The 21367-nt window shown below is 64.1% G+C and carries 19 protein-coding genes and 1 tRNA gene; 6 read left to right on the forward strand and 14 right to left on the reverse strand.

Going from position 1 to position 21367, the window contains the following annotated elements; genetic code table 11:
• Positions 1-60: 60 nt before the first annotated feature.
• The gene (locus ACZY0Q_RS04880) at positions 61-399 is read right to left on the reverse strand and encodes a hypothetical protein (RefSeq protein ID WP_463915065.1); all 339 of its coding nucleotides are present in this window, start codon (positions 397-399) and stop codon (positions 61-63) included.
• Positions 392-874: a hypothetical protein gene (locus ACZY0Q_RS04885; RefSeq protein ID WP_463915066.1), complete on the reverse strand. Its 483-nt coding sequence runs from the start codon at positions 872-874 to the stop codon at positions 392-394. The genes ACZY0Q_RS04880 and ACZY0Q_RS04885 overlap by 8 nt, the downstream gene beginning before the upstream one ends.
• Positions 875-1383: 509 nt before the next feature.
• Here ACZY0Q_RS04885 and ACZY0Q_RS04890 point away from each other — a divergent pair.
• Both ACZY0Q_RS04890 and ACZY0Q_RS04895 read left to right on the forward strand, forming a co-directional pair.
• Positions 1384-1758 (forward strand): hypothetical protein, encoded by a 375-nt coding sequence (locus ACZY0Q_RS04890; RefSeq protein ID WP_463915067.1) that lies wholly within the window; start codon positions 1384-1386, stop codon positions 1756-1758.
• Positions 1759-2098: 340 nt separating this feature from the next.
• Positions 2099-2290, forward strand: coding sequence for a hypothetical protein (locus ACZY0Q_RS04895; protein WP_463915068.1), 192 nt, complete (start codon positions 2099-2101; stop codon positions 2288-2290).
• Positions 2291-3031: 741 nt separating this feature from the next.
• On the opposite strand, the gene ACZY0Q_RS04900 is transcribed toward ACZY0Q_RS04895, so the two are convergent.
• From ACZY0Q_RS04900 to argS, 12 genes are all read right to left on the reverse strand, one after another.
• The gene (locus tag ACZY0Q_RS04900; RefSeq protein WP_463915069.1) at positions 3032-4144 is read right to left on the reverse strand and encodes an MraY family glycosyltransferase; all 1113 of its coding nucleotides are present in this window, start codon (positions 4142-4144) and stop codon (positions 3032-3034) included.
• On the reverse strand, positions 4141-5100 hold the full coding sequence (locus ACZY0Q_RS04905; RefSeq protein ID WP_463915070.1) for a glycosyltransferase family 2 protein: 960 nt from the start codon (positions 5098-5100) through the stop codon (positions 4141-4143). Before ACZY0Q_RS04905 ends, ACZY0Q_RS04900 begins: the two co-directional genes overlap by 4 nt.
• Complete coding sequence (locus tag ACZY0Q_RS04910) at positions 5097-5870, reverse strand: WecB/TagA/CpsF family glycosyltransferase (protein WP_463915071.1); 774 nt, start codon at positions 5868-5870, stop codon at positions 5097-5099. Before ACZY0Q_RS04910 ends, ACZY0Q_RS04905 begins: the two co-directional genes overlap by 4 nt.
• Positions 5867-6721 carry an L-threonylcarbamoyladenylate synthase gene (locus ACZY0Q_RS04915; RefSeq protein ID WP_463915072.1) on the reverse strand — a complete coding sequence of 285 codons (855 nt, stop codon included), beginning with the start codon at positions 6719-6721 and terminating at the stop codon, positions 5867-5869. The genes ACZY0Q_RS04910 and ACZY0Q_RS04915 overlap by 4 nt, the downstream gene beginning before the upstream one ends.
• Positions 6722-6736: 15 nt before the next feature.
• Positions 6737-7606: a peptide chain release factor N(5)-glutamine methyltransferase gene (gene prmC, locus ACZY0Q_RS04920; RefSeq protein WP_463915073.1), complete on the reverse strand. Its 870-nt coding sequence runs from the start codon at positions 7604-7606 to the stop codon at positions 6737-6739.
• Between the two features lie 11 nt (positions 7607-7617).
• Positions 7618-8691 carry a peptide chain release factor 1 gene (gene prfA / locus ACZY0Q_RS04925; RefSeq protein ID WP_463915074.1) on the reverse strand — a complete coding sequence of 358 codons (1074 nt, stop codon included), beginning with the start codon at positions 8689-8691 and terminating at the stop codon, positions 7618-7620.
• Positions 8692-8798: 107 nt separating this feature from the next.
• A complete protein-coding gene (rho, locus tag ACZY0Q_RS04930; RefSeq protein WP_463915075.1) occupies positions 8799-11090 on the reverse strand; it encodes a transcription termination factor Rho in 2292 nt (763 codons plus the stop codon).
• A gap of 300 nt (positions 11091-11390) precedes the next feature.
• Positions 11391-12365, reverse strand: coding sequence for a homoserine kinase (thrB, locus tag ACZY0Q_RS04935; RefSeq protein ID WP_463915076.1), 975 nt, complete (start codon positions 12363-12365; stop codon positions 11391-11393).
• 2 nt (positions 12366-12367) lie between these two features.
• Complete coding sequence (thrC, locus tag ACZY0Q_RS04940) at positions 12368-13474, reverse strand: threonine synthase (RefSeq protein WP_463915077.1); 1107 nt, start codon at positions 13472-13474, stop codon at positions 12368-12370.
• On the reverse strand, positions 13475-14803 hold the full coding sequence (locus tag ACZY0Q_RS04945; protein ID WP_463915078.1) for a homoserine dehydrogenase: 1329 nt from the start codon (positions 14801-14803) through the stop codon (positions 13475-13477).
• Entirely contained in the window at positions 14796-16301 is a 1506-nt protein-coding gene (lysA, locus tag ACZY0Q_RS04950) for a diaminopimelate decarboxylase (protein ID WP_463915079.1), read from the reverse strand. The genes ACZY0Q_RS04945 and lysA overlap by 8 nt, the downstream gene beginning before the upstream one ends.
• A gap of 4 nt (positions 16302-16305) precedes the next feature.
• Positions 16306-17955: an arginine--tRNA ligase gene (gene argS, locus ACZY0Q_RS04955; RefSeq protein ID WP_463915080.1), complete on the reverse strand. Its 1650-nt coding sequence runs from the start codon at positions 17953-17955 to the stop codon at positions 16306-16308.
• A 169-nt stretch (positions 17956-18124) separates the two neighbouring features.
• Here argS and ACZY0Q_RS04960 point away from each other — a divergent pair, with 169 nt between their 5' ends.
• The 4 genes from ACZY0Q_RS04960 to ACZY0Q_RS04975 all read left to right on the forward strand — a co-directional run bounded on the left by ACZY0Q_RS04960 (position 18125) and on the right by ACZY0Q_RS04975 (position 21175).
• A complete protein-coding gene (locus ACZY0Q_RS04960; protein WP_463915081.1) occupies positions 18125-18598 on the forward strand; it encodes an FMN-binding protein in 474 nt (157 codons plus the stop codon).
• Between the two features lie 3 nt (positions 18599-18601).
• Positions 18602-19468 (forward strand): FAD:protein FMN transferase, encoded by an 867-nt coding sequence (locus ACZY0Q_RS04965; RefSeq protein WP_463915082.1) that lies wholly within the window; start codon positions 18602-18604, stop codon positions 19466-19468.
• Positions 19465-21024 (forward strand): ferredoxin--NADP reductase, encoded by a 1560-nt coding sequence (locus tag ACZY0Q_RS04970; RefSeq protein WP_463915083.1) that lies wholly within the window; start codon positions 19465-19467, stop codon positions 21022-21024. Before ACZY0Q_RS04965 ends, ACZY0Q_RS04970 begins: the two co-directional genes overlap by 4 nt.
• Positions 21025-21102: 78 nt before the next feature.
• Positions 21103-21175, forward strand: a tRNA-Arg gene (locus ACZY0Q_RS04975).
• Positions 21176-21367: the final 192 nt, after the last annotated feature.

Below are 21367 nucleotides of genomic sequence, written 5' to 3' on the forward strand. Positions count from 1 at the left end.
CCATCATTGGGCGTTGGTCGAGGATCCGCGGATTTGTGCTCCGCAGCTCCCCCTGTGAAATTATTTGGCATTTGTGTTTCCGTCCGCGGACGGGCCGCTGTCTGCGCTGCTCTTACCGGCCGTGGTTCTGGAGCTGGTAAGGCCATGCATGTGGGAAAGATAGAAACCCCCGAGTGCTCCAAGCAGAGCGCCTGCGAGCACGATCCAGCGGGTTCCCCACAGATAATCCAGACCCCACCCTATCAAACTCCAGACGATGATTCCGCCAATAATGTAGCTAAAGACGGCCATTCCGGCGTTGTATCCGCCGTCATTGTTTTCGGCCGACACCCCCGGCGTTGGGGCAGCGTTCTTGGGCACCGAGGAACCGTTTTTCGCTGCTCGTTTCCGATCAGACATCGTTCGGCTCCTTTGGCTCGGGGTCGTTGTAAATCTGCAGGCGCGCTTTGCTGAACCCATAGATTTCGGCTGCCTGCCAGAAGACAACAGTGGCAACGGCACCGATCAGGAACCATTGCCCGTGAAGCCAGGCAGGTGCTCCGATCACAAACAGGACAACCGCAAAACCCACTACCTTGACAAAGTAGGTGGCCGCGAACATTCCGATGGCACCGGAGGGGTTGCTGCGCCCCATGAAGTGGCCCACCAGAAGACTGATGGCGAAGAAGAGCATCACCAGAAGGCCGCCCAGAGTACTGGACAGGACGCCGCTGGGGCCGTTGAGGATAACAGCCGGGATACCGGCCAGGATCAGTGCGCCTGCACCGGCAGCTGAACTATATGCGAGGAGGCTAAGCCACAGGGACCGTGTGGGACCGGAAACACCAACGGGTCCGCTGCCGGACGCACGTCCGGATTCGGCGTTGGAGGTCATAAGATCCCAATCGTTGGGGCCTGCTGGCGGCGCAGTGGAGTAGCAGCTTTGGCTGCCCCTAAATTCTACACGAGATAGAACTCAGCAACTCACAACGCGTCCCCGGGGTCGCAGAGTCGTCCAAGTCACGACTGCTCATTCTTCACCCAGCATCCAGGAAATAACCTATGAAATTTGCCGAGACGTCCTCAAACTCTCTTCACCCCGATTATCGAGATGAAGTCTTCCGTCACATAGCGTTGCGACCCTAGGCCGCCACCTCACTCAGAGCAGGGACCTCGGCAGACACCCTTTCGGCGTTTCAAAAAAGATGAGGGGAGGCGTTCGACGTCTTGGTCGAACACCTCCCCTCTCCTGCTACCCGAGCTTCAACTAGGGAACCTAGAGGATGTAATCAGCACTCACGGGCATCCGTAGCACCAAATCCCCAGGCTCCCGAAACGCGAACTACAGCCGTCTGGCCCGCCCCGACGGTCACACAGTCGCTATTGGCTCCAAATCCTGTAGCCATGATGTTTCTGGTGGAATCGCAGGTGTTCTTGATGGATGCAAAGGTGCTGTGCTCGCCCCGAATCGCACCATCAATCAACTGGGCACAGCCAGAGGCTTGTGCCGGAGCTGCCCCCACGGCAGCCCCCACCATGAGCAGGCCAAAGACCGCAATTCCGCTAGAAAGCTTCTTCATTTTTAACTTTACAGTTTTAGTCATAGCAATTTATCCATTCAACGGAAATATGATTACAGAGTCAGCTTTACATGATAGTTCTGTCATTGCAACCGACAAGATCCCCATGAGCGTGCTGGGCACACACCAGATCAAGGCTTCTTTAGGCAGGAAGGCGACGAACTCTGATCCGTCGGTTTCGTTAGGCTCCGCGCCGTAATGCCTGTGGAGCATCATCTGGCTAGTAGTAGGGGCCGTCATTTCATAGCGCGGAGGGCCAAGGACGCCACAGCGGGGGTCAGATCCCGCGTGCTGCCGGGGCCCAAGGTTTCCGGGACCTGGTACCACGGAATGAGAGTCCCTACGTCCGTTGAGGGCATGTTGAAAACCATGGAAATACGCCATGAGACGCCGACCGTCACCTGCAGATGATCGAGGCGCTCCTGGACGCTCGGGTGACCCTGAAGGAGTCAGGCATGACTGAGGATTAAGCGCTGATCTAGCCGTAACCGAATGGGAGGCGGCAGATTGACTCGACCGAATGGCTGCTGGCTTGCAACATGAATGTCGCGATCTTCCAACCGATTGATAATGATTCGCGGCTGGCACTGGCATCGTTGACAGCCACCGCCGAGATGAGCGAGGCCGCTATGCGCGTCGTGTCGGCAGCGATTACCGCCCATGTCGACGCTGAAGCCGACCAGGCGTGGAGGATGGGCCCGTTGGAGAATGTCTCAAATCCCTCAGCGTAACTTGCTCACCGACAACCCTCAAAAACCACCACCCAGACCAAGAACGAGCACTTACACCAGACGCTGCACCGGAATCTGAATCAATAACCATCGACACACACGATGGTGGCAGAACTCCAGGGATCGCTGAGTCTGACTGCTGCTACAACACTTAACCTGAGCCTGAATCAGTGCCACCAGGCTCCGCCCCACAGGCGGCCTGGGACGCCACAGCCATCGCCACACAACCCCGACATCACTGTGCTCTCGACGAGGCACAACGTTCAACGACGGGTCGGGAAAACGGTTCTGTTGCCGTCATCCGTACGCACTAAGCATAGGCAAAAACCACCTCGGCCATACCGTCCGTGTCCTCTAGGATGAGGCCACACCGTTCATCGACGGGCGCGGAAGCTGGACCATCATGTCCCCGTTCCCGTCCAAGGCTCAAACTACGTCGGGAACAACAAGCCCCGGGCTTCATTGACAACTACTGAGTCGCCAAATGTCCACTATGTAGTGAGGCACGGCACCGTCCTTTGGCACGAGGAGCTCAGCCATCGTCCTAAATGGGCCGTAACCCGAACCGACTTCGTTGACAACAAGAGTCGTGTGGCTGCCGTACGTGACGCTGTGTTTCGAAACCATCGACGGGGCGAGGCATCGGCTCATGCCAGATTGACGCTCCATTGCAGCAGGAAAATCAGTTTATTTGACGGCGTATATCCGACGCCTAAACGTGTCCTTAATTAGGGCCTGTCTTTACGCCGTCGGCTGGTCGCTGTTGCGGCGCAGGTACGGCCAGGCAGTAATCAGCCCCATGACGAGCGTGGCAAAGATGTCGGCCGCCAGCACAACTTGCCAGGGGAAGACGGCAAAAGCCAAACCCCCGAAAGACAGGATGGCGGTCCAGAGGTACATAAGGATCACAGCAGTCCGGTGCGAGTAGCCGATATCCAGCAGCTTGTGGTGGAGGTGGCCGCGGTCTGCGGACCAGGGCGAGCGGCCCCGCGCCGTCCGCCGGACAACGGCAAGGCCGAGGTCCAGCAGTGGCAGGAACAGCACGGCGAAGGGCAGCAGAATAGGTATGACGGTGGAGATACCGTTGGCGCGGTCGTAAAGCCCGGAGCCGATCTGACCCGTGGAGACGATACCGGCGGCCGCCATCAGCAGGCCGATCAGCATGGCACCGGAATCCCCCATAAAAATCTTGGACGGGAACCAGTTGTGCGGCAGGAAGCCGACGCAACTGCCAACGACGACGGCGGTGAGGAGCGTAGCCAGGTCCGAGTAGTCCAACAGGACGGCGTTACGGTGCACCCAGTATGCCGTGAAGAAGAACGCGGTTCCGCCGATGATGGCCACGCCGGCCGCCAGCCCATCGAGGCCGTCAATGAAGTTAAAAGCGTTCATGGTGGTGACAATCAGCCCGGCCGTCAGTACCACCCGCAGCAGTTCGCTTTCCAGGAGGATCGGCTCCGGGACCCACGGGACAATGGTCATCCGGACTCCCCAGATGGCCACCACCAGGGCTGCGGCGCTCTGGCCAATGAGTTTGACCCACCACCGGATGTCCAGGAGATCGTCCGCGATCCCCACCAGCACGATCAGCGCCGCACCCGCCAAGACGCCCCAAGGCGAAAAGTTGTTCCGGTAGATGTCCTTGACGAAGAAGGACTGGCTGGCCACGATGAGGGCCACCAGGATGCCAAGGAAGATGGCCACACCGCCCAGCCGGGACACCGGCGTCGTATGCATGTCACGGCTGCGGATAGGGGCATGGAGTTCAAGCCGGTGCCCGATGACCCGGGCACCCCAGGTGGCCCCGTAGGACACAATGGCAGCCGTCAGCCCCATAAGCAGGTACATAATCATGCGGCGGGTCCCCCTGCACGCCGCACATCGCGGAGCGGATAGATTCCGCTGAGGACCTGTTCGTTGCTCCGGGGCGCCTTCATTCCATGCAGCAGCCCGCGCAGGAGTCCTTTGATCAGGAGGAGTTTGTTCGGTGAGCCGGCAATGGTCCGGGTCCAGTTGCGGGCGGAGGCGCCCGAGTACAGCACCTTCTCCCAAGGAGTGAGCGCCGCTGAACGTGTGTAGACCCAAAGTTTGTTCCGCACTTCGTAGTAGAAGCGCGCACCGGGATCGGCACCGGCGTCCCCAAAGGACTTCGTATGGTGGTTCGCCACGGACTTTTCAACGGAAATGGCATTCCTGGCACGGGAGATCCGAGCCGTGTACTCCAAATCGTCATTCCAGATGAAGTAGTCGGCAATGGGAAGTCCGTGGTGCCGAATCTGCCCGGCTTCGATCAGTATCGAGACGAAAGAGGCCGTCCTGATCTGCACTCCCCCGGCCCGGCCCGCGATCCCGCGGTCGTCCTCGCTGGCACCCAGCCGTGGACGCATCCGGTTCATCGGATGGTCGCGGCCGTCGGTCCAGACCACCTTGCTGGCTACAAAGCTTGGCTCCCCGCCGGATTCGGCAGCGTAGGTCTGTGAAGCTGAAAGGGCTTCTTCCAGCGTCCGAGGCTGCGGTTCCGTGTCGTCGTCCATGATCCAGACATAGTCCGCCGCATGGTCCAGGACCGCACGCTCCATGCCTACCACAAACCCGCCGGCCCCGCCCAGGTTCTGCGGGAGCCTGATGGTGTCTGTGGGAACCGGTCCGTCATACGACGCCAGGAAACCCTGCGTGCCGTCCGTGGACGCATTGTCGACGACGACGATCGTGGAAGGCAGAACCGTTCCTGAGGTGATGCCTCGGAGCGTGGTCTCGAGGAGGTCCCGACGGTTGTACGTGACAACCACGGCGACGACGTTCTTGGTCATTTGCTGGCCTCTGTATCCGTGGATCGAAATTTCCGGCTGGCAAGGACAGCGGCCAGCTTCCAGGGCTCAATGAACACGCGTCCGAAGACCCGCCGGGGTGAATGAATGAGACGCCACAGCGATTCAAAGCCCAGCCGGCCCAGCCACCGCGGGGCGAGCCGCTGGTGGCCGGAAATCTGGTCCACTGCGCCGCCCACGGCACCATACACCGCTTCGGGGAGGTCTTCGCGGCGCTGCCACAGGAAGGTTTCCTGCAACGGCATGCCCAATCCCACGAGGACGAGGTTCGGCCGGAAGGCCCGAAGTTGATCGACAACCGAGAGTTCCCGGTCCGGGCCCCAGTTCTCCCCGGCGAGGCCCAGAATCTCTGTTTGAGGCAACTGCATCCCCAACCGGCGGCAGGCCTCCGCGTTGCTTGGGCTGTTGGTCCCCACCACGGCCAGCCGGTCAAGCCCGGTCACTGACGGCAGATGTTTGATCCAGTCCGTGGAACCGACGCGGAAGCTGGAATCGGCCGCCGCGGCTGCTTCTTGCCGCTTCCAGATCGCGTACACGGGTGCGCCGTCCATCAGCACAACGTCTGCGGAATCGTACAGTGCCTTGAAGGCGGGAAGCGTGTGATACAGGTAGCAGCTGTGCAGGTTATGACCCACAACAGTGCGTCGGCCCCCCGCGGCAATAAGATCGCCGAGGACTTCTGCCATCCCGTGTTCGGGCAGCGCAGTGACCTCAACGTCCAGGAGTCTTAGGCGGTCGCGGCCAACGGTCATGCCTCCGGATCCTTCTTGGCGGGACCTGAGGGCTCCCGTGTTGAAGGTGCGTCTTCCACAGCTCCTTCAGTCGCTACGGAGTCATCAGTCGCAGCCACTTCCTCAGTTGATGCGCGCTCCGTGACAGCGCTTTCCTCGTCCGCTGCGGCTTCCTCGGCCGCTACAGCTTCCTCGGGCTCAGCCATCGGAATTTCGCCCAGGCCCAAGACACCCGGAACGTGCTCGCGGAGTTGTTCCAGTGACACGGCGCCGTTCCGAACCACTCGCAGCAACGCCCCGGTGGCGTCCACGATGGTGGAGGGCACGGCGTCGGTTCCTTCCACCGGCCGGAAACCGCCTTCGAGGTATACCTCCACGGACTCCGCGAGCTGGGCCCGAGCCTCCGCGGCGGTCTGTGCAGGCGGCTGACCCGTCCGGTTGGCGGAGGACACAGCCAGCGGACCGGTCAGTGTCAGGAGTTCCTGGGCCACTTCGTCGGCGGGCATGCGCAGGGCCACTGTTCCCTGGGTCTCGCCCAGGTCCCAGTCCAGTGACGGCTGGGCGTGCAGGATCAGGGTCAGTCCACCGGGCCAAAACGCCTCGGCGAGCTTGCGGGCATCAGCGGAAACATCTGTGGCCAGGCCGTCCAGCGCGTTGATCCGGGGAATCAACACCGGCGGCGGCATGGTGCGGCTGCGCCCTTTGGACGCCAGCAGCATGGTGACTGCCTGCGGCGAAAAAGCATCGGCGGCAATCCCGTAGACCGTGTCCGTGGGGAACACCACGCACTTCTTTTCGCCGATGGCACGCTGTGCATGCTCCAGGCCAAGGGCGCGCTGATCCTCTGTCGTGCAGTTGTAGGTTGTGGTCACTGGCCTATTCTTTCATCACTCGTGGTGCGGACAGGCAAGGACGGCGCTGGTGGCGCGTTCTTTGCCGTTGAGGTCCAGGTTCGTGGTGATCTCCGACCAGACACCCATCCGCTGCATCATGCCGGCGATCCAGCCGGCCTGGACTTCCGCGTGTTCCATCACGAAGTAGCCGCCGGGAACCAGCAGCCGGGCAGCCGAGGCGGCCGCCGCCGTCGGAAGTTCCATGCCGTCCGCTCCCCCGCCGTACAGCGCTTCGGGAGGATCGTGGAGGGCAACCTCGGGTTCATTCGGGATGGCTTCGGCGGGAATATAGGGTGGGTTGGAGATGACGACGTCGAAGGTTCCGTTATGTTCCGGCAGCGCGTCACGGAGGTCCCCCAGGACCAGCTTGACGCCAAGTGGCGCCAGGTTCCGGGCTGCCCACGCGTGCGCGAACGGGCTGTACTCCACGGCGTGGACTTCGGCGCCGGACACCTCGTGGGCGATGGAGCCGGCGATCGCGCCGGAGCCCGTGCCGAGGTCCACAATCCGCGGATGCGCCATGCCCTTGACATGGTCGATGACCAGCTGCACCACGGACTCTGTTTCCGGCCGGGGGATAAAAACGCCGGGACCGACCGCAAGCTCCAGATACCGGAAGTGCGCCACTCCGGTGATGTGCTGCAACGGGATCCGTTGGGCCCGTTCAGAAACAAGTTCGGCATAGCCAACCGGCGCTGGGGTATCCCCCAGCATCATTGCCCGGAGCCTGCCGAGCCCCACGCCGAGCAGGTGGTCCGCCAGGAGTTCCGCGTCGACGCGGGGGCTGGGGACCCCGGCGTCCTGCAGGATAATCGTGGCCTCGCTGACGGCAGCCGCGAGGGACTGCTCCGACCCGAGTGTCATGGGCGCCGGGGCTAGTCGCCGATGGCGTCCAGGCGTGCCTGTTCGTCCATCTCGATGGCGGACTGGATGACCGGTTCCAGGTCACCGTTCATGACCTGGTCCAGGTTGTAGGCCTTGTAGCCGGTGCGGTGGTCCGCGATCCGGTTTTCCGGGTAGTTGTACGTGCGGATGCGCTCGGAACGGTCCATGGTGCGGATCTGGGATTTACGCTGGGCCGAGTTCTCGGCGTCGATGATTTCCTGCTGGTGCGCCAGGATGCGGGCGCGGAGCACACGCATGCCTGCTTCGCGGTTCTGCAGCTGGGATTTCTCGTTCTGCATGGCCACGACGATGCCGGTGGGAAGGTGCGTGATACGGACAGCGGAGTCCGTGGTGTTCACGGACTGGCCACCCGGACCCGAGGAGCGGTAGACGTCGATCTTGAGGTCGTTCTGGTTGATGTCCAGTTCTTCGGGCTCGTCAACTTCGGGGAGGACCAGGACGCCGGCAGCGGAGGTGTGGATGCGGCCCTGGGATTCGGTGACGGGCACACGCTGCACGCGGTGGACGCCGCCTTCGAACTTGAGCCGCGCGTAGACGCCTTCGGCAGGATCGTTCGAGTTGCCCTTGACGGCCATCTGGACGTCCTTGTAGCCGCCGAGGTCGGATTCGTTGGCTGAGATGAGTTCGGTCTTCCAGCCGCGGGATTCCGCGTACCGGGTGTACATCCGCAGGAGGTCGCCGGCGAACAGTGCGGCTTCGTCGCCGCCTTCTCCACCCTTGACCTCGAGGATCACGTTGCGGGCGTCGTCAGGGTCCCGCGGAATGAGGAGCCTGCGCAGGTTGGCCGAAGCAGCCTCCAGGGCCACCTCCAGCACGGGAACCTCGGCAGCGAACTCAGGGTCCTCCGAGGCCATTTCCTTGGCCGCGGCGAGGTCGTCCTCCAGGGCGTGCCACTTGTTGTATGCCTCGACGATGCCATTGAGCTGAGCAGAGCGCCGCCCCAGCTTCCGGGCCAGCCGCTGGTCAGCATAAACAGCAGGGTCACCAAGCTGCGCCTGGATAGCATCATGCTCATCAAGCAGGCCCTGTACGGACTCAAACATTTCAAAACCTCTTTCGACTCTTACAAGTCTAGTTTCATGGGACTTAACGACGAACCGCCCAAAACATGCCGGCCATCAGGCCGGCATGTTTTGAGCGGTGAGCGCAGCTACTTGTCGTTATCCGACTTCGCACCAAGCGTTGTCTTCTGGACCTGCATGAGGAACTCGACGTTGCTCCCGGTCTCCCGGATCTTGTTGGTCAGCAGCTCAAGGCTCTGCTGCGTTTCGAGTCCGGAAAGGACGCGGCGCAGCTTCCACATGATCTTGACTTCCTCGGGCGAAAGCAGGTTCTCTTCGCGGCGGGTACCGGACGCGTTGACGTCCACAGCCGGGAAGATGCGCTTGTCCGCCAGCTGGCGGGACAGGCGGAGCTCCATGTTGCCGGTGCCCTTGAACTCTTCGAAGATGACCTCGTCCATCTTGGAACCGGTCTCCACGAGCGCGGTGGCCAGGATGGTCAGCGAGCCACCGTTTTCGATGTTGCGGGCTGCACCGAAGAAGCGCTTCGGCGGGTACAGCGCAGCGGAGTCGACGCCACCGGACAGGATACGGCCGGAAGCCGGCGCTGCCAGGTTGTAGGCGCGGCCCAGGCGGGTCATGGAGTCCAGAAGGACCACCACGTCCATGCCCATTTCCACGAGGCGCTTGGCGCGTTCGATGGAGAGCTCGGCCACCGTGGTGTGGTCATCGGCGGGACGGTCGAAGGTGGAGGCAATAACCTCACCCTTGACGGTGCGCTGCATGTCCGTCACTTCTTCAGGGCGTTCGTCAACGAGCACCATCATGAGGTGGACCTCAGGATTGTTAATGGTGATGGCGTTGGCGATGGACTGCAGGATGAGCGTCTTGCCGGCCTTCGGCGGGGAGACGATCAGGCCACGCTGGCCCTTGCCGATCGGGGCAACCAGGTCAATGACGCGGGGCCCGATCTTCTTGGGGTCCGTCTCGAGGCGCAGGCGCTCGGACGGGTACAGCGGAACCAGCTTGGCGAATTCGACGCGGTCCTTGAGCTCTTCCGGCGTCTTTCCGTTGACGGACGTGACGCGGACCAGGGCGTTGAACTTCTGGCGGGCAGTCTGCTGGCTGCGGTCTTCGCCTTCTCGCGGTGCACGAATGGCACCAACACAGGCATCGCCCTTGCGCAGGTTGTACTTCTTGACCTGGGCCAGGGAGACGTAGACGTCGTTCGGGCCCGGCAGGTAGCCGGAGGTGCGGATGAAAGCGTAGTTCTCCAACACGTCCAGGATGCCGGCGACGGGCAGCAGGACGTCGTCCTCGGTGACCTCGACGTCGTCGACGTCCGGTCCCTGGGTGCGTCCCCGACGGCGGTCGTTGCGGTCGCGGAAACGGTCGTTGCGGGAGTTGTCCCGGCTGTCCTGGCCACCCTGGCCGCCGGAGCGGTCATTGCGGTCGTTCCGGTCGCGGCGGTTGCGGCGGTTCCGGCGGCTTCCGCCATCAGTGTCGTCGCCATCGCGAGAGTTGTCGCGGTTGTTGTCGCGGTTGTCATCGCGGCGGGCACCGTCACGCTGGCCTGCGTCACGGCTGCCTGCATTGTCGCGGCCGCCATCGGTGGTCTCGCGGGTAGCGGTTTCACGAGCCGTGGTGTCACGGGCTGCAGTGTCACGGGCAGGGGTTTCGCGAGCCGTGGTGTCACGGGCTGCAGTGTCGCGGGCTGCAGTGTCGCGGGCGCCCCGGGTGCGGCCGCTCTCACGACGGTCAGCACGCTGGCCGTCGCCTGATTCGGCAGCCTGGGAATCGGCACGCTGGGTTTCGGTGCGGTCAGCCTGGCGCTGTTCAGCGGCGGGCTGCTCGGCCGGAGCCTCAGTGGCTTCTGCCTGCGTTGACGTGGCGGCGGCTTCGCCGCGGCGGCGGTTGCGGGTACGCGGCTGGCGGCGTTCGCCTTCAGCCGCGGCCTCAACGGGCGCCGATGCCGGTGCCTCGGCGGGTGCGGCAGCGGAAGCTTCGGCGGCGGGTGCCGCTGCGGGTGCCGTTACTACTCCGTCGCTGACAGCGCGGCGGCTGCGGCCACGGCCACGTGCACGGGTCCCCTCCGCGGCCGGTGCCTCCGAGGTTTCGCTTGCGGCAGCCACCGGTGCAGCAACCGGTGCGGCAGCGGCCGGGGCTACGTGGTTTTCGGTCGCCTTCTCGGCCGCTTTGGCCGGGGCCTTGGCGGGTGCCTTGCTGGCTGATGTGCCTGCGCGATGGGCGGAAATGGCGGTTACCAGATCACCCTTACGCATGCGGGATCCACCGGAAATCCCCAACTGGCTGGCAAGTGCCTGCAGCTGGGCGAGCTTGAGGCCGGCGAGGCCACTGCTCTTGGCGGGTGCGGCCGTTGACGATCCGGCAGCAGAAGTTGATGGTTCCACAGCTGCGGACAGCTCAGTGGTTTCGGTCACGAAGGATCCTTCCCCCTCGACGGCGTCCAGACTAGGAGCTGGACGCGATGATTTTGATCTGGGCTGCAGTTCAGATCTGCAGCCGACATTTTCGGTCTTGCCGGTTGGATTTCGGCCAGCAGGGCCGGATACTGATTCACCTCACGCACCGATTAATGGCGGGGCGCCGGGCTGACGATTCAGGGGCAGTCAATTCTAGGCTGCAGATTCCTGCGACAGACCAAGCAGGCGGCACCGGAGAATATTTCGCAGTAGGAGATCACTAACAGCTGAATGCAGCTGCCGATCAGATAGGCGGGATTACCGCCGGTGCATGTCCACCTTAGCACCTTCGACGTCCACTGCCAGTTTCAGCACGCGCCAGCCGATGCCCGGCGTGTTCGCCTCCGTAAAGGACTCTATGAACCCAAGCACCTCGGCGGCTTCGGCGTCGCCGTCGGCGAGTACCAGGACCGTAGGTCCGGCACCCGAAACAACTGCCGCGTGGCCGGCGTTGCGCAGTGCCCTGATGAGGGCCGCGCTGGGCCGCATCGCCTCGGCGCGGTAGCTCTGGTGAAGGTAATCCTCCGTGCCTGCGTGCAGAAACTCGGGCTTCTGGGTCAGTGCATGGATCAGCAGCGCAGCCCGGCCGGAGTTCATTGCCGCGGCATGATGGCCCACAGACGCAGGCAGCAGTGCGCGCGCGGCCTCGGTAGACAATTCAAAATCGGGGACAGCCACGATGGGAATCACGGAGCCGGCCACGGTAGCGCGCGTGCTGCTGTACTGGTCACTGTCCTGCCATGACAGCGCCAGTCCGCCGAAAATCGCGGGCGCGACGTTGTCCGGGTGGCCTTCCATCTCGCTGGTCAACTGCAGGATCCAGTCCCGCCCGCGACGCGCCGCTTCGGGCACCATGGCGTTGGCAGCCGAGACGGCCGCCACCACTGCCGATGCCGACGATCCCAGGCCGCGGCCGTGGGGGTTGACGTTCGTCGCCGTGATCCTGAGCCCGCCGTGGCGGTAACCAAGCCGGGAAAAGGCAGCCTCCATCGCCCTGACCACCAGGTGGCTGGCGTCGCGCGGCAGCGTGTCCGCCCCCTCTCCGCTGAGCTCAAAGACGAGCTCAGCGGATTCGAGGCTTTCCACCGTCAGGGTGTCGTGCAAAGCCAGCGCCAGGCCCAGGCTGTCGTACCCCGGTCCAAGGTTGGCACTCGTGGCCGGGACCCTGACGGTGACACGCTGTCCTGCTTCGATGACAGGCAGGGTAACGGTGGTGGGCGACGTGGTTTTCAAGGCTACTTTTCTTCCAGTCCCAGTTCAGCTGCGACGGTCACGACGTCGTTGGAGACCTTGACGGGCTGCACTTCGCTGCCGTCTTCGGTCCGGAGGGCCCACTGGGGGTCCTTGAGGCCGTGGCCGGTAACGGTAATGACGATCGTCTTGCCTGTAGGAACTTCACCGGCGGCGTGCTTCTTGAGCAGGCCGGCCACACCGGCGGCGGAGCCGGGCTCCACAAAGACGCCTTCGCGGGCGGACAGCCAGCGGTGGGCATCCAGGATCTGCTCGTCAGTAACAGCGTCAATGAATCCGCCGGACTCGTCGCGGGCAGCGATGGCACCGTCCCACGATGCCGGGTTGCCGATCCGGATGGCTGTGGCGATGGTGTCCGGCTCCGTGATGGGGTGCCCCGCCACGAACGGTGCGGCACCTGCCGCCTGGAAGCCCCACATCTGGGGTGTTTTAGTGGACACGGCAGGCAAGGTTCCGGCTGTTTCGGATTCGAACGGCGCCGAGTACTCCTTGTAGCCCTTCCAGTACGCGGTGATATTGCCGGCGTTGCCTACCGGCAGGACATGGATGTCCGGAGCATCGCCGAGCGAATCGACAATCTCAAACGCGCCCGTCTTCTGGCCCTGGATGCGGGCCGGGTTGACGGAGTTGACCAGGAACACCGGGTAGGACTCCCCCAGCTTCCGCGCGATGTCCAGGCAGTTATCGAAGTTGCCGTCCACCTGGAGCAGCGTGGCGCCGTGCGCGATGGCCTGGCTCAGCTTGCCCATGGAGATCTTGCCTTCGGGGACCAGCACGGCGCATTTCAGTCCCGCAGCCGTGGCATAGGCCGCGGCGGAAGCTGAGGTGTTGCCGGTGGACGCGCACACCACAGCCTTGGCACCGGACGCAACAGCGGCGGTCATGGCCATGGTCATGCCGCGGTCCTTGAACGAACCAGTGGGGTTCATCCCCTCGACCTTCAGGTACACGGTGGAACCCGTGAGCTCGGAGAGCTTCTTCGCGCGGACCAGCGGCGTGCCGCCCTCGCCCAGCGTGATGACCCGGGTGGATTCCGTGACGGGCAGACGGTCAGCGTATTCGCGGATAACGCCGCGCCATTGGTGAGCCACTTAGACTCCTTCTACCCGCAGAACGGATGTTACTGAATTGATGACGTCCAGGCCCTTGACGGCCTGGACGGTGGCTGCGAGGGCAGCCTCTGATGCGCGGTGCGTAACGATCCGCAGTTCGGCCGACTCCACGTTGGACTCTGCGTCCCGGTGGATGGTCTGCCGCATGATTTCGATGGACACGCCATGCTCCGCAAAGAGCTGGGCGATCCGGGCCAGCACGCCGGGCTGGTCAGCCACGTCCAGACCGATGTAGTAGCTGGTCATGACCGCGTCGATGGGCAGCGCCGGGACGTGGCCCGTGGTGGTCTCCGTGCGTCCGGGGCCACCCAGCACAATGCGGCGGGCGGCCGAAACGAGGTCACCCAGCACGGCAGACGCCGTCGGGGTACCGCCGGCACCCTGGCCGTAGAACATCAGCTCGCCGGCGTTTTCCGCCTCAATGAAGACCGCGTTGAACGCGCCGCGGACGGCGGCCAGCGGGTGCTCGCGCGGCAGCAGCGTGGGGTGCACGCGCACGGAAACGCCTTCGCCGTCGCCTGTTCCTGTGTCTGCGACGGTCAGCTTTTCTGCAATCGCCAGCAGCTTGATGACAAAACCGGCGTCCTTGGCTGCGGCGATGTCCGCTGCGCTGACGGAGGTAATGCCTTCACAGTGGACGTTCTCCAGGGCGAAGCGGGTGTGGAAGGACAGCGAAGCCAGGATGGCGGCCTTGGCTGCGGCATCGTGGCCTTCGACGTCGGCGGTGGGGTCAGCTTCCGCGTAACCGAGGCGCTGGGCTTCGGCGAGGGCGTCGGCGAACTGGGCGCCGGTGGAATCCATCTGGTCCAGGATGAAGTTGGTGGTGCCGTTGACGATGCCCAGCACGCGGGTGATGCGGTCACCGGCGAGGCTGTCCCGGATGGGGCGCAGGATGGGGATGGCACCTGCTACGGCGGCTTCGTAGGAGAGCTGCACGCCGGCCTTGTCGGCCTCTTCGTACAGGGTGGGGCCGTCCTGTGCCAGCAGCGCCTTGTTTCCGGTGACCACGCAGGCACCGTTGCTCAGCGCGGAGAGGATCAGCGTGCGGGCAGGCTCGATCCCGCCCATCAGCTCGATGACGAGGTCCGCGTCTTTGACCAGGGTGTCGGCGTCGGTAGTGAAGAGCTCCTGCGGCAGTTCAACGTCGCGCTTGGCATCAAGGTTGCGCACGGCGATGCCGCTGAGCTGCAGGCGCGCACCGGTACGGGCGGCCAGGGTGTCGGCGTCCTCAATGAGAATCCGCGCAACCTGGGCCCCAACGTTGCCACAGCCCAGCAGGGCTACTTTCAGGGTTCGCAATTCAGTCATTCGGCACTCCCATGTCGCGGTTAAGCAGATCTTCTTCGGTTTCCCCGCGGACAATCAGCCGGGCAGATCCGCCGCGCACCGCGACAACGCCCGGCCGGGCCAGATAGTTGTAGTTGCTTGACAGGGCCCAGCAATAGGCGCCGGTCCCCGGTACAGCAAGCAGATCACCGGCTGCCACGTCCTCGGGCAGATATACATCTCTAACAACTATGTCGCCGCTCTCGCAATGTTTGCCCACCACGCGGGACAGCTGCGGGGCCGCGGAGGACGCGCGGGAGGCCAGAATCGCCGAGTAATCCGCGTCGTAGAGCACCGGGCGGGCGTTATCGCTCATGCCGCCGTCCACTGACACATACCGGCGGGGATGCGTAACGTTCTCCGGGCCTGCGTCGCTGGCCGGGGTGTCCACGCGCACGGTTTTCAGGGTGCCCACCTCGTACAACGTGAAGGTGGTGCTGCCCACGATTGCGCGTCCGGGTTCGATGGAAATCCGGGGTGACGTGATCCCCAGCTCAGCACAGGTGGAACGCACGACGGCGGCCATCGCCTGCGCGATGTCAGCTGCGGGGCGGGGGGTGTCCACCGGGGTGTAAGCAATGCCGTAGCCGCCGCCAAGGTCCAGCTCGGGCATAACGATGGAGTACTTTTCCTGCATGGCAGCGTGGAAGCGCAGCAGCTTCTGTGCGGCGAGTTCAAAGCCGTCCGGCTCGAAGATCTGCGAGCCGATGTGGCAGTGGAGTCCCAGCAGTTCGATGCTGGCGTAGCCGTTGGCCGCAGCCACAGCCTCCTCCGCTGCTGACAGCCCGGCCTGCTCCGTGGAATCCCCTGCCATGGAGAGGCCGAACTTCTGGTCCTCGTGGGCGGTGGCGATGAACTCGTGGGTGTGCGCATGCACGCCCGGCGTCAGACGGAGCATGACCTTGGCTGTTTCACCCCGGCCCGAGGCGATCCTGGCGACGCGGTCCAGCTCGTCGAGGCTGTCCACCACGATGCGTCCCAGTTTCATATCCAGCGCACGGTTGATCTCGGCGTCGGATTTGTTGTTGCCGTGCAGGCCCAGGTTTTCGCCCTGAATGCCAGCCCGGGCGGCCACGGCAAGCTCACCGCCGGAACAGGTGTCCAGCCGGAGTCCTTCGTCTGCCACCCAGGCGGCTACTGCGGTGCACAGGAAGGACTTGCCCGCGTAGTAGACGTCCACTCCCCCGCAGATGTCGGCGAACGCGGCGTCAAAGGCGTCCTTGAAGGAGCGGGCGCGGGCCCTGAAATCGGTCTCGCTCATCACAAAGAGCGGCGTGCCGAACTGTGCCTTGAGCTCGCTGACGGCGATGCCGTCGATGGCAAGCTCACCGGCGTCGTTCTTTTGGACATCCTGCGCCCACATGGGTTCGTGGAGCGCGTTCAGGTCCGCGGGAACGGTGAGCCATTCTGGCGCCAAGGGGGATGCGGTGTTGGTGTCCTGCGCTGACGCGTCCTGTGCTGAAATTTCCTGTGCCGGCATGGGTTTACATCCGTTCCGGCGCGGATACGCCCAGCAGGTCCAGGCCGTTTGCCAGCACCTGGCTGGTGGCGTCGTTCAGCCACAGGCGAGTGCGGTTAACGTCGGTCACCGGTTCGTCGCCCTGCGGGGCAACGCGACAGGCGTCGTACCAGCGGTGGTACGCGCCGGCAATGACCTCAAGATGGCGGGCCACGCGGTGCGGCTCACGCAGTTCGGCAGCTTTTGCCACAATCGAGGGATAGCTGCCCAGATAGGAGAGCAGTTCGTTTTCCGTGGCATGGTCCAGCAGGGAAGCTTCGAAGGCGCTCCGGTCCACGCCTGCAGCCACGGCGTTGCGGGCCGTTCCGCGGGACCGGGCGTGGGCGTACTGGACGTAGAACACCGGGTTCTCGTTGCTGTGCTTCTTCAACAGGTCAGGATCCAAGGTGAGCGGGGAATCCGCCGGAAAGCGGGCCAGGGAGTACCGTACGGCGTCCTTGCCCAGCCAGTCGATGAGATCCTTGAGCTCGATGATGTTGCCGGCACGCTTGGACAGCTTGGCGCCGTTAACCGACACCAGCTGGCCGATCAGCACCTCGATGTTCATCTCGGGATCGTCGCCAGCACACGCGGCGATGGCCTTGAGGCGGTTGATGTAACCGTGGTGGTCCGCACCCAGGAGGTAGATCTTTTCGGTGAAGCCGCGGTCCTTCTTGGACAGGTAGTACGCAGCGTCCGCGGCAAAGTAGGTGGGTTCACCGTTCGCGCGAATCATCACGCGGTCCTTATCGTCCCCGAAGTCCGTGGTGCGCAACCAGACCGCATCGCCGTCGTCGAACACGTGGCCCTGTTCGCGAAGGCGGGCAACGGCATTTTCGATGGCCCCGGCGTCGTGCAGTTCCTGCTCCGAGAAGTAAACGTCAAAGGCAACGCCAAAATCGGCGAGCGTGTCCTTGATGTCCTTCATCTGGGCTTTGTAGGCGGCGGCGCGGATGACGGGAAGGGCGGCCACCTCGGTGAGTTCGCGGATATCGGGGTGCACAGTCAGGACGTCATGGCCGAGGTCGGCAATGTATTGCCCCGGGTAGCCGCCGTCGGGCACGGGCAGGCCGTGGAGCCGGTTGTAGACCGACTGGGCGAAGGTGTTCATCTGCGAGCCGGCGTCGTTGATGTAGTACTCGGCCGTGACTTCAGCGCCGGACGCGCGCAGGACGCGGGCAATGGCGTCGCCGAGGGCAGCCCAGCGGGTGTGGCCGATATGCAGCGGACCGGTGGGGTTCGCCGACACAAACTCCATGTTCACCACGTGGCCGGCGAGCGTGGTGGTGGTGCCGTAGTCCCGTCCGGCCTCCACGATGGCCTTCGCCAAGGCACCGGCTGCAGCGGCGTCCACGGTGATGTTCAGGAACCCGGGGCCAGCGATGTCCACGGCAGAGACGCCGTTGATGGACTTCAGGCGGGCGCTCAGGACGGTGGCGAATTCGCGTGGGTTGGTGCCGGCCTGCTTGGACAGCTGGAGGGCGATGTTGGTGGCCCAGTCGCCGTGCTCCCGGGTCTTCGGTCGCTCCACGCGCACCTCATCAGGGACAGCTGATGCGGAAAGCGCGATTTCGCCAGCGGCGACGGCGTCTTTCAGGCAGGCGGATATGGCGAGGGAGAGTTCTTCGGGAGTCACCCCTCTAGCCTACCGGGGGCCGCCACGTGGACGAATTTGGGCGTGGTGGGTGACTGTCTCCGGACAACTTTCCGCACAGCGGACGCTCTGCTCATTCACAGGGTGAACCAATACGCTGAATCCGACGTTGAGTACAGCGTAAGCACCCGCCCACGAAACGAGCCCCAATATGAGACCGTCAGTCCGCAAGAGTGTTTTCGTCGGCATCGCCGGCCTGTCCCTCGCGGGAACGGTGGCTGGCTGCGCGCCGGCGGCCGCACCGGCCACGCCCGCTCCGGCTTCCGGCAACACGTCCGGCGCCTCCACTTCCCCTTCCGGGACGGCATCAACGCTGGCCAGCAGCGGCTCCCTCTATCAGGACGGCACCTACAGCGCCGACGGCACCTATGTTTCCCCCAATGGCACCGAAACGGTGGGGGTTGAGCTGACGCTAGCCTCCGGCACGGTCACGGCCGTCAACATCACCCAGCACCCTTCGAACCCGAACACGCGGAAATTCCAGGGCGAGTTCGCCGGCGGGATCGCAGCGCAGGTTGTGGGGAAGAGCATCGATGAACTCAAAATCTCCAAGGTGGCGGGCTCCTCGCTCACCAGCGGCGGCTTCAACCAGGCCCTGGACAAGATCAAGGCCGAGGCCCAGTAGGCCGTGCCGGACCCGGAGGACTTCCGCTTCGACGGGATCGGTACCCGTTGGGAAATCTCCACGCCCCGTCCGCTCAACGCAGGCGTCCGCGCCCGGCTGCTGGCCGAGGTGGAGCGGTACGACGGCGACTGGTCCCGATTTAAGCCCGATTCGACAGTCGGAGCCATGGCCCGCGAGCCTGGGCGGTATGAGCTGCCGTCGGAAGCCGCCGACCTTGGCCGGCTGTACCGATCGCTGTACGACATCACCGACGGAGCGATGACGCCCTTGATCGGCGGCAGCCTGGAACGCCTCGGGTACGACGCCGCATATACCCTGCGGCCTGCAGGGTCCGCTCTCCCGGCACCCCGCTGGGAGGACGTCCTGGCGTGGGACGGCTCAGTGCTCACCACATCCGCGCCCCTGGTCCTGGACATCGGTGCCGCCGGGAAAGGCCAGCTGGTGGACCTGCTCGCTGTGGAGCTGGGCTCCTGTGGCGTGGACACCTTCGTGATTGACGCCAGCGGCGACCTTCTTCACCGCGGGCCAGATCCGGTGTCCGTGGCATTGGAACACCCGTACGATCCGGCGAGGGCCATAGGCACCGTGTCGCTGGCAGGCAATGCTTTGTGCGCGTCAGCCTCAAACCGCCGGGCATGGGGCGACGGCCTGCACCATGTGCTCGATGGCACCACCGGGCTGCCCGTCAGCAAAGCGGTAGCCACGTGGGCCATGGCGGAAAGCACCATGGTCGCCGATGCTCTGGCCACTGCCCTGTTCTTTGTCCCCGGCAGCGAGCTGGAACGGAGCTTCGATTTCTCCTGGCTGACGGTTTTTTCTGATGGAAGTGCTGCCTACTCGGCCGGATTTGAAGGGACACTGTTCTCATGAGCCCCGTTGACGCCCCCAAGGCAACCGCCGTATTCACGGCTGGCCGGATGGACACCTTGTTGGGTAAGTACACGATGTACCGGCTGATCCTCCTGGTGCTGGGAGCCCTTGCCGCCTACAGCCTTCTGCTCAACGCCCTTGGCTGGCTGACGTTCGGCATCCCGCAGATGCTCGTTCACCTGGCCTTGTGTCTTGGCCTGACCTATGTGTCCAACCGCGGGCTGGCTGCCCTTTTCCACGTCCGCCCGCATTCCGAGTCCTCGTTGATCACCGGCCTGCTGCTGTATTTCCTGTTCTGGCCCTCCTTTATGCCTCTGGATATGGCAGGGGTGGCCCTGGCCTGCGTCCTGGCCTCCGCCTCCAAATACGCCCTGGCCTGGCGTGGCCGGCACATCTTCAACCCTGCCGCCGCCGGAGCCTTTGTGACCGGGCTGACCGGGCTGAACATCGCGACGTGGTGGGCGGCGACCCCCGCCATGCTCTGGCTGTTGATTCCGGGCATCCTCCTGGTGCTCTACCGGACACGTAAGTTGCTTATGGCGGCCGTGTTCCTTGTCGTTGCCACGGCGATTGTGAGCGCTGAGCTGCTGCAGGCCGGGCTCACCCTGGGCAGTGCACTCTGGCAGGCCCTTGCCCAACGGCCGCTGCTGTTCTTCGTCGGCTTTATGCTGACCGAGCCTCTCACCCTGGCGCCACGCCGCTGGCAGCAGCTCGCGCTCGCCGCCGTGGTTGGGGTGGTTTTTGCGGTGCCGTACAACTTCGGCTTCATCGCCAACTCACCGGAGCTGGCCCTGCTGGTCGGCAACCTGCTGGCGTTCCTCGTGGGCCAGCGCGGCGGGGTCAGGCTCCGGTTCACTGGCTCCCGTCCCCTGACGCCCAGCACCACAGAGTTCGCCTTTGAGCCGTCCCGGCCCGTCCGGTTTGTGCCGGGACAGTACATGGAACTGGATCTGCCGCACGCCAAGTCAGACGGTAAAGGCCGACGCCGGGTGTTCAGTTTGACCAGTGCCCCCGGTTCGGAGACGGTGAAGTTCGGCGTCCGGACGGCGGAGCCCCTGTCCGCGGTGAAGAAAGTCCTGCTGAACCTGAAGCCGGGTGATGAGGTGGCTGCCACGTCCGTGGGCGGAGATTTTGTCCTGCCCCGCGATCCCCGGACCCCCGTCCTCCTGATCGCCGCGGGCATCGGCATCACGCCTTATCTTGCACATCTGTCTTCCGGCGCCGCGCAGGACCGGGACGTGGTGGTGCTGCTGCTGGCGCGCGGTCCTGCCGAAATTGCCTACGCGGCCGAGCTGCAGGCATCCGGGGCGCGCATCCTGGCACGCCTTGCGGACGGTTCCGTCCCGCCGCCGTTCATCACCGATGCCGGGACGCTGGAGCCGGGCACGGCCGCTGGCACCAGGCTGGACGGAGATTCCCTTAAAGTCCTCGTGCCGGACATTGCCAACCGCGCAGTCTACGTCTCCGGGTCACCAGCGAGCGTCGCTTCGCTGCGCAGTGCAGCCCGGAAAGCGGGCGCGCGGCGCGTTCACGTGGACTCTTTTTCGGGCTACTGAAGCGAGCCGTTTTTCCTTGCAGGCACCTTCCTGCTAAGCTCTAGGACGTCCCGCTGGCAACGGCAGGATCCCTGAATTGCCCTCGTAGCTCAGGGGATAGAGCGTCTGCCTCCGGAGCAGAAGGTCGTTGGTTCGATTCCAATCGAGGGCACAGATGAAACCCCCGCCGCTTGCAAAAGTGGCGGGGGTTTTCTGCGTTTATCCGCCGGGCGCGAGCGGATACTTCAGGCCTTACCGCCCCGCGCGATCGGACAGTTCAAGCCCCACGAGGCTGCTCAAACAAACTGGCGCGTGCAGACACCCGCCGCGTGTGTAAGACGGGGCCTCCGCGGCACGCCGACTT

This window comes from Pseudarthrobacter lactosi, assembly GCF_055412785.1.

What these genes read in the sequence shown, in the direction of transcription:
- ACZY0Q_RS04880 (WP_463915065.1), bottom strand. Translation starts at nt 399, where the DNA reads ATGTCTGATCGGAAACGAGCAGCGAAAAACGGTTCCTCGGTGCCCAAG.
- ACZY0Q_RS04885 (WP_463915066.1), bottom strand. Translation starts at nt 874, where the DNA reads ATGACCTCCAACGCCGAATCCGGACGTGCGTCCGGCAGCGGACCCGTT.
- ACZY0Q_RS04890 (WP_463915067.1), top strand. Translation starts at nt 1,384, where the DNA reads ATGATGTTTCTGGTGGAATCGCAGGTGTTCTTGATGGATGCAAAGGTG.
- ACZY0Q_RS04895 (WP_463915068.1), top strand. Translation starts at nt 2,099, where the DNA reads ATGAATGTCGCGATCTTCCAACCGATTGATAATGATTCGCGGCTGGCA.
- ACZY0Q_RS04900 (WP_463915069.1), bottom strand. Translation starts at nt 4,144, where the DNA reads ATGATTATGTACCTGCTTATGGGGCTGACGGCTGCCATTGTGTCCTAC.
- ACZY0Q_RS04905 (WP_463915070.1), bottom strand. Translation starts at nt 5,100, where the DNA reads ATGACCAAGAACGTCGTCGCCGTGGTTGTCACGTACAACCGTCGGGAC.
- ACZY0Q_RS04910 (WP_463915071.1), bottom strand. Translation starts at nt 5,870, where the DNA reads ATGACCGTTGGCCGCGACCGCCTAAGACTCCTGGACGTTGAGGTCACT.
- prmC (WP_463915073.1), bottom strand. Translation starts at nt 7,606, where the DNA reads ATGACACTCGGGTCGGAGCAGTCCCTCGCGGCTGCCGTCAGCGAGGCC.
- prfA (WP_463915074.1), bottom strand. Translation starts at nt 8,691, where the DNA reads ATGTTTGAGTCCGTACAGGGCCTGCTTGATGAGCATGATGCTATCCAG.
- ACZY0Q_RS04945 (WP_463915078.1), bottom strand. Translation starts at nt 14,803, where the DNA reads ATGACTGAATTGCGAACCCTGAAAGTAGCCCTGCTGGGCTGTGGCAAC.
- lysA (WP_463915079.1), bottom strand. Translation starts at nt 16,301, where the DNA reads ATGCCGGCACAGGAAATTTCAGCACAGGACGCGTCAGCGCAGGACACC.
- ACZY0Q_RS04960 (WP_463915081.1), top strand. Translation starts at nt 18,125, where the DNA reads ATGAGACCGTCAGTCCGCAAGAGTGTTTTCGTCGGCATCGCCGGCCTG.
- ACZY0Q_RS04970 (WP_463915083.1), top strand. Translation starts at nt 19,465, where the DNA reads ATGAGCCCCGTTGACGCCCCCAAGGCAACCGCCGTATTCACGGCTGGC.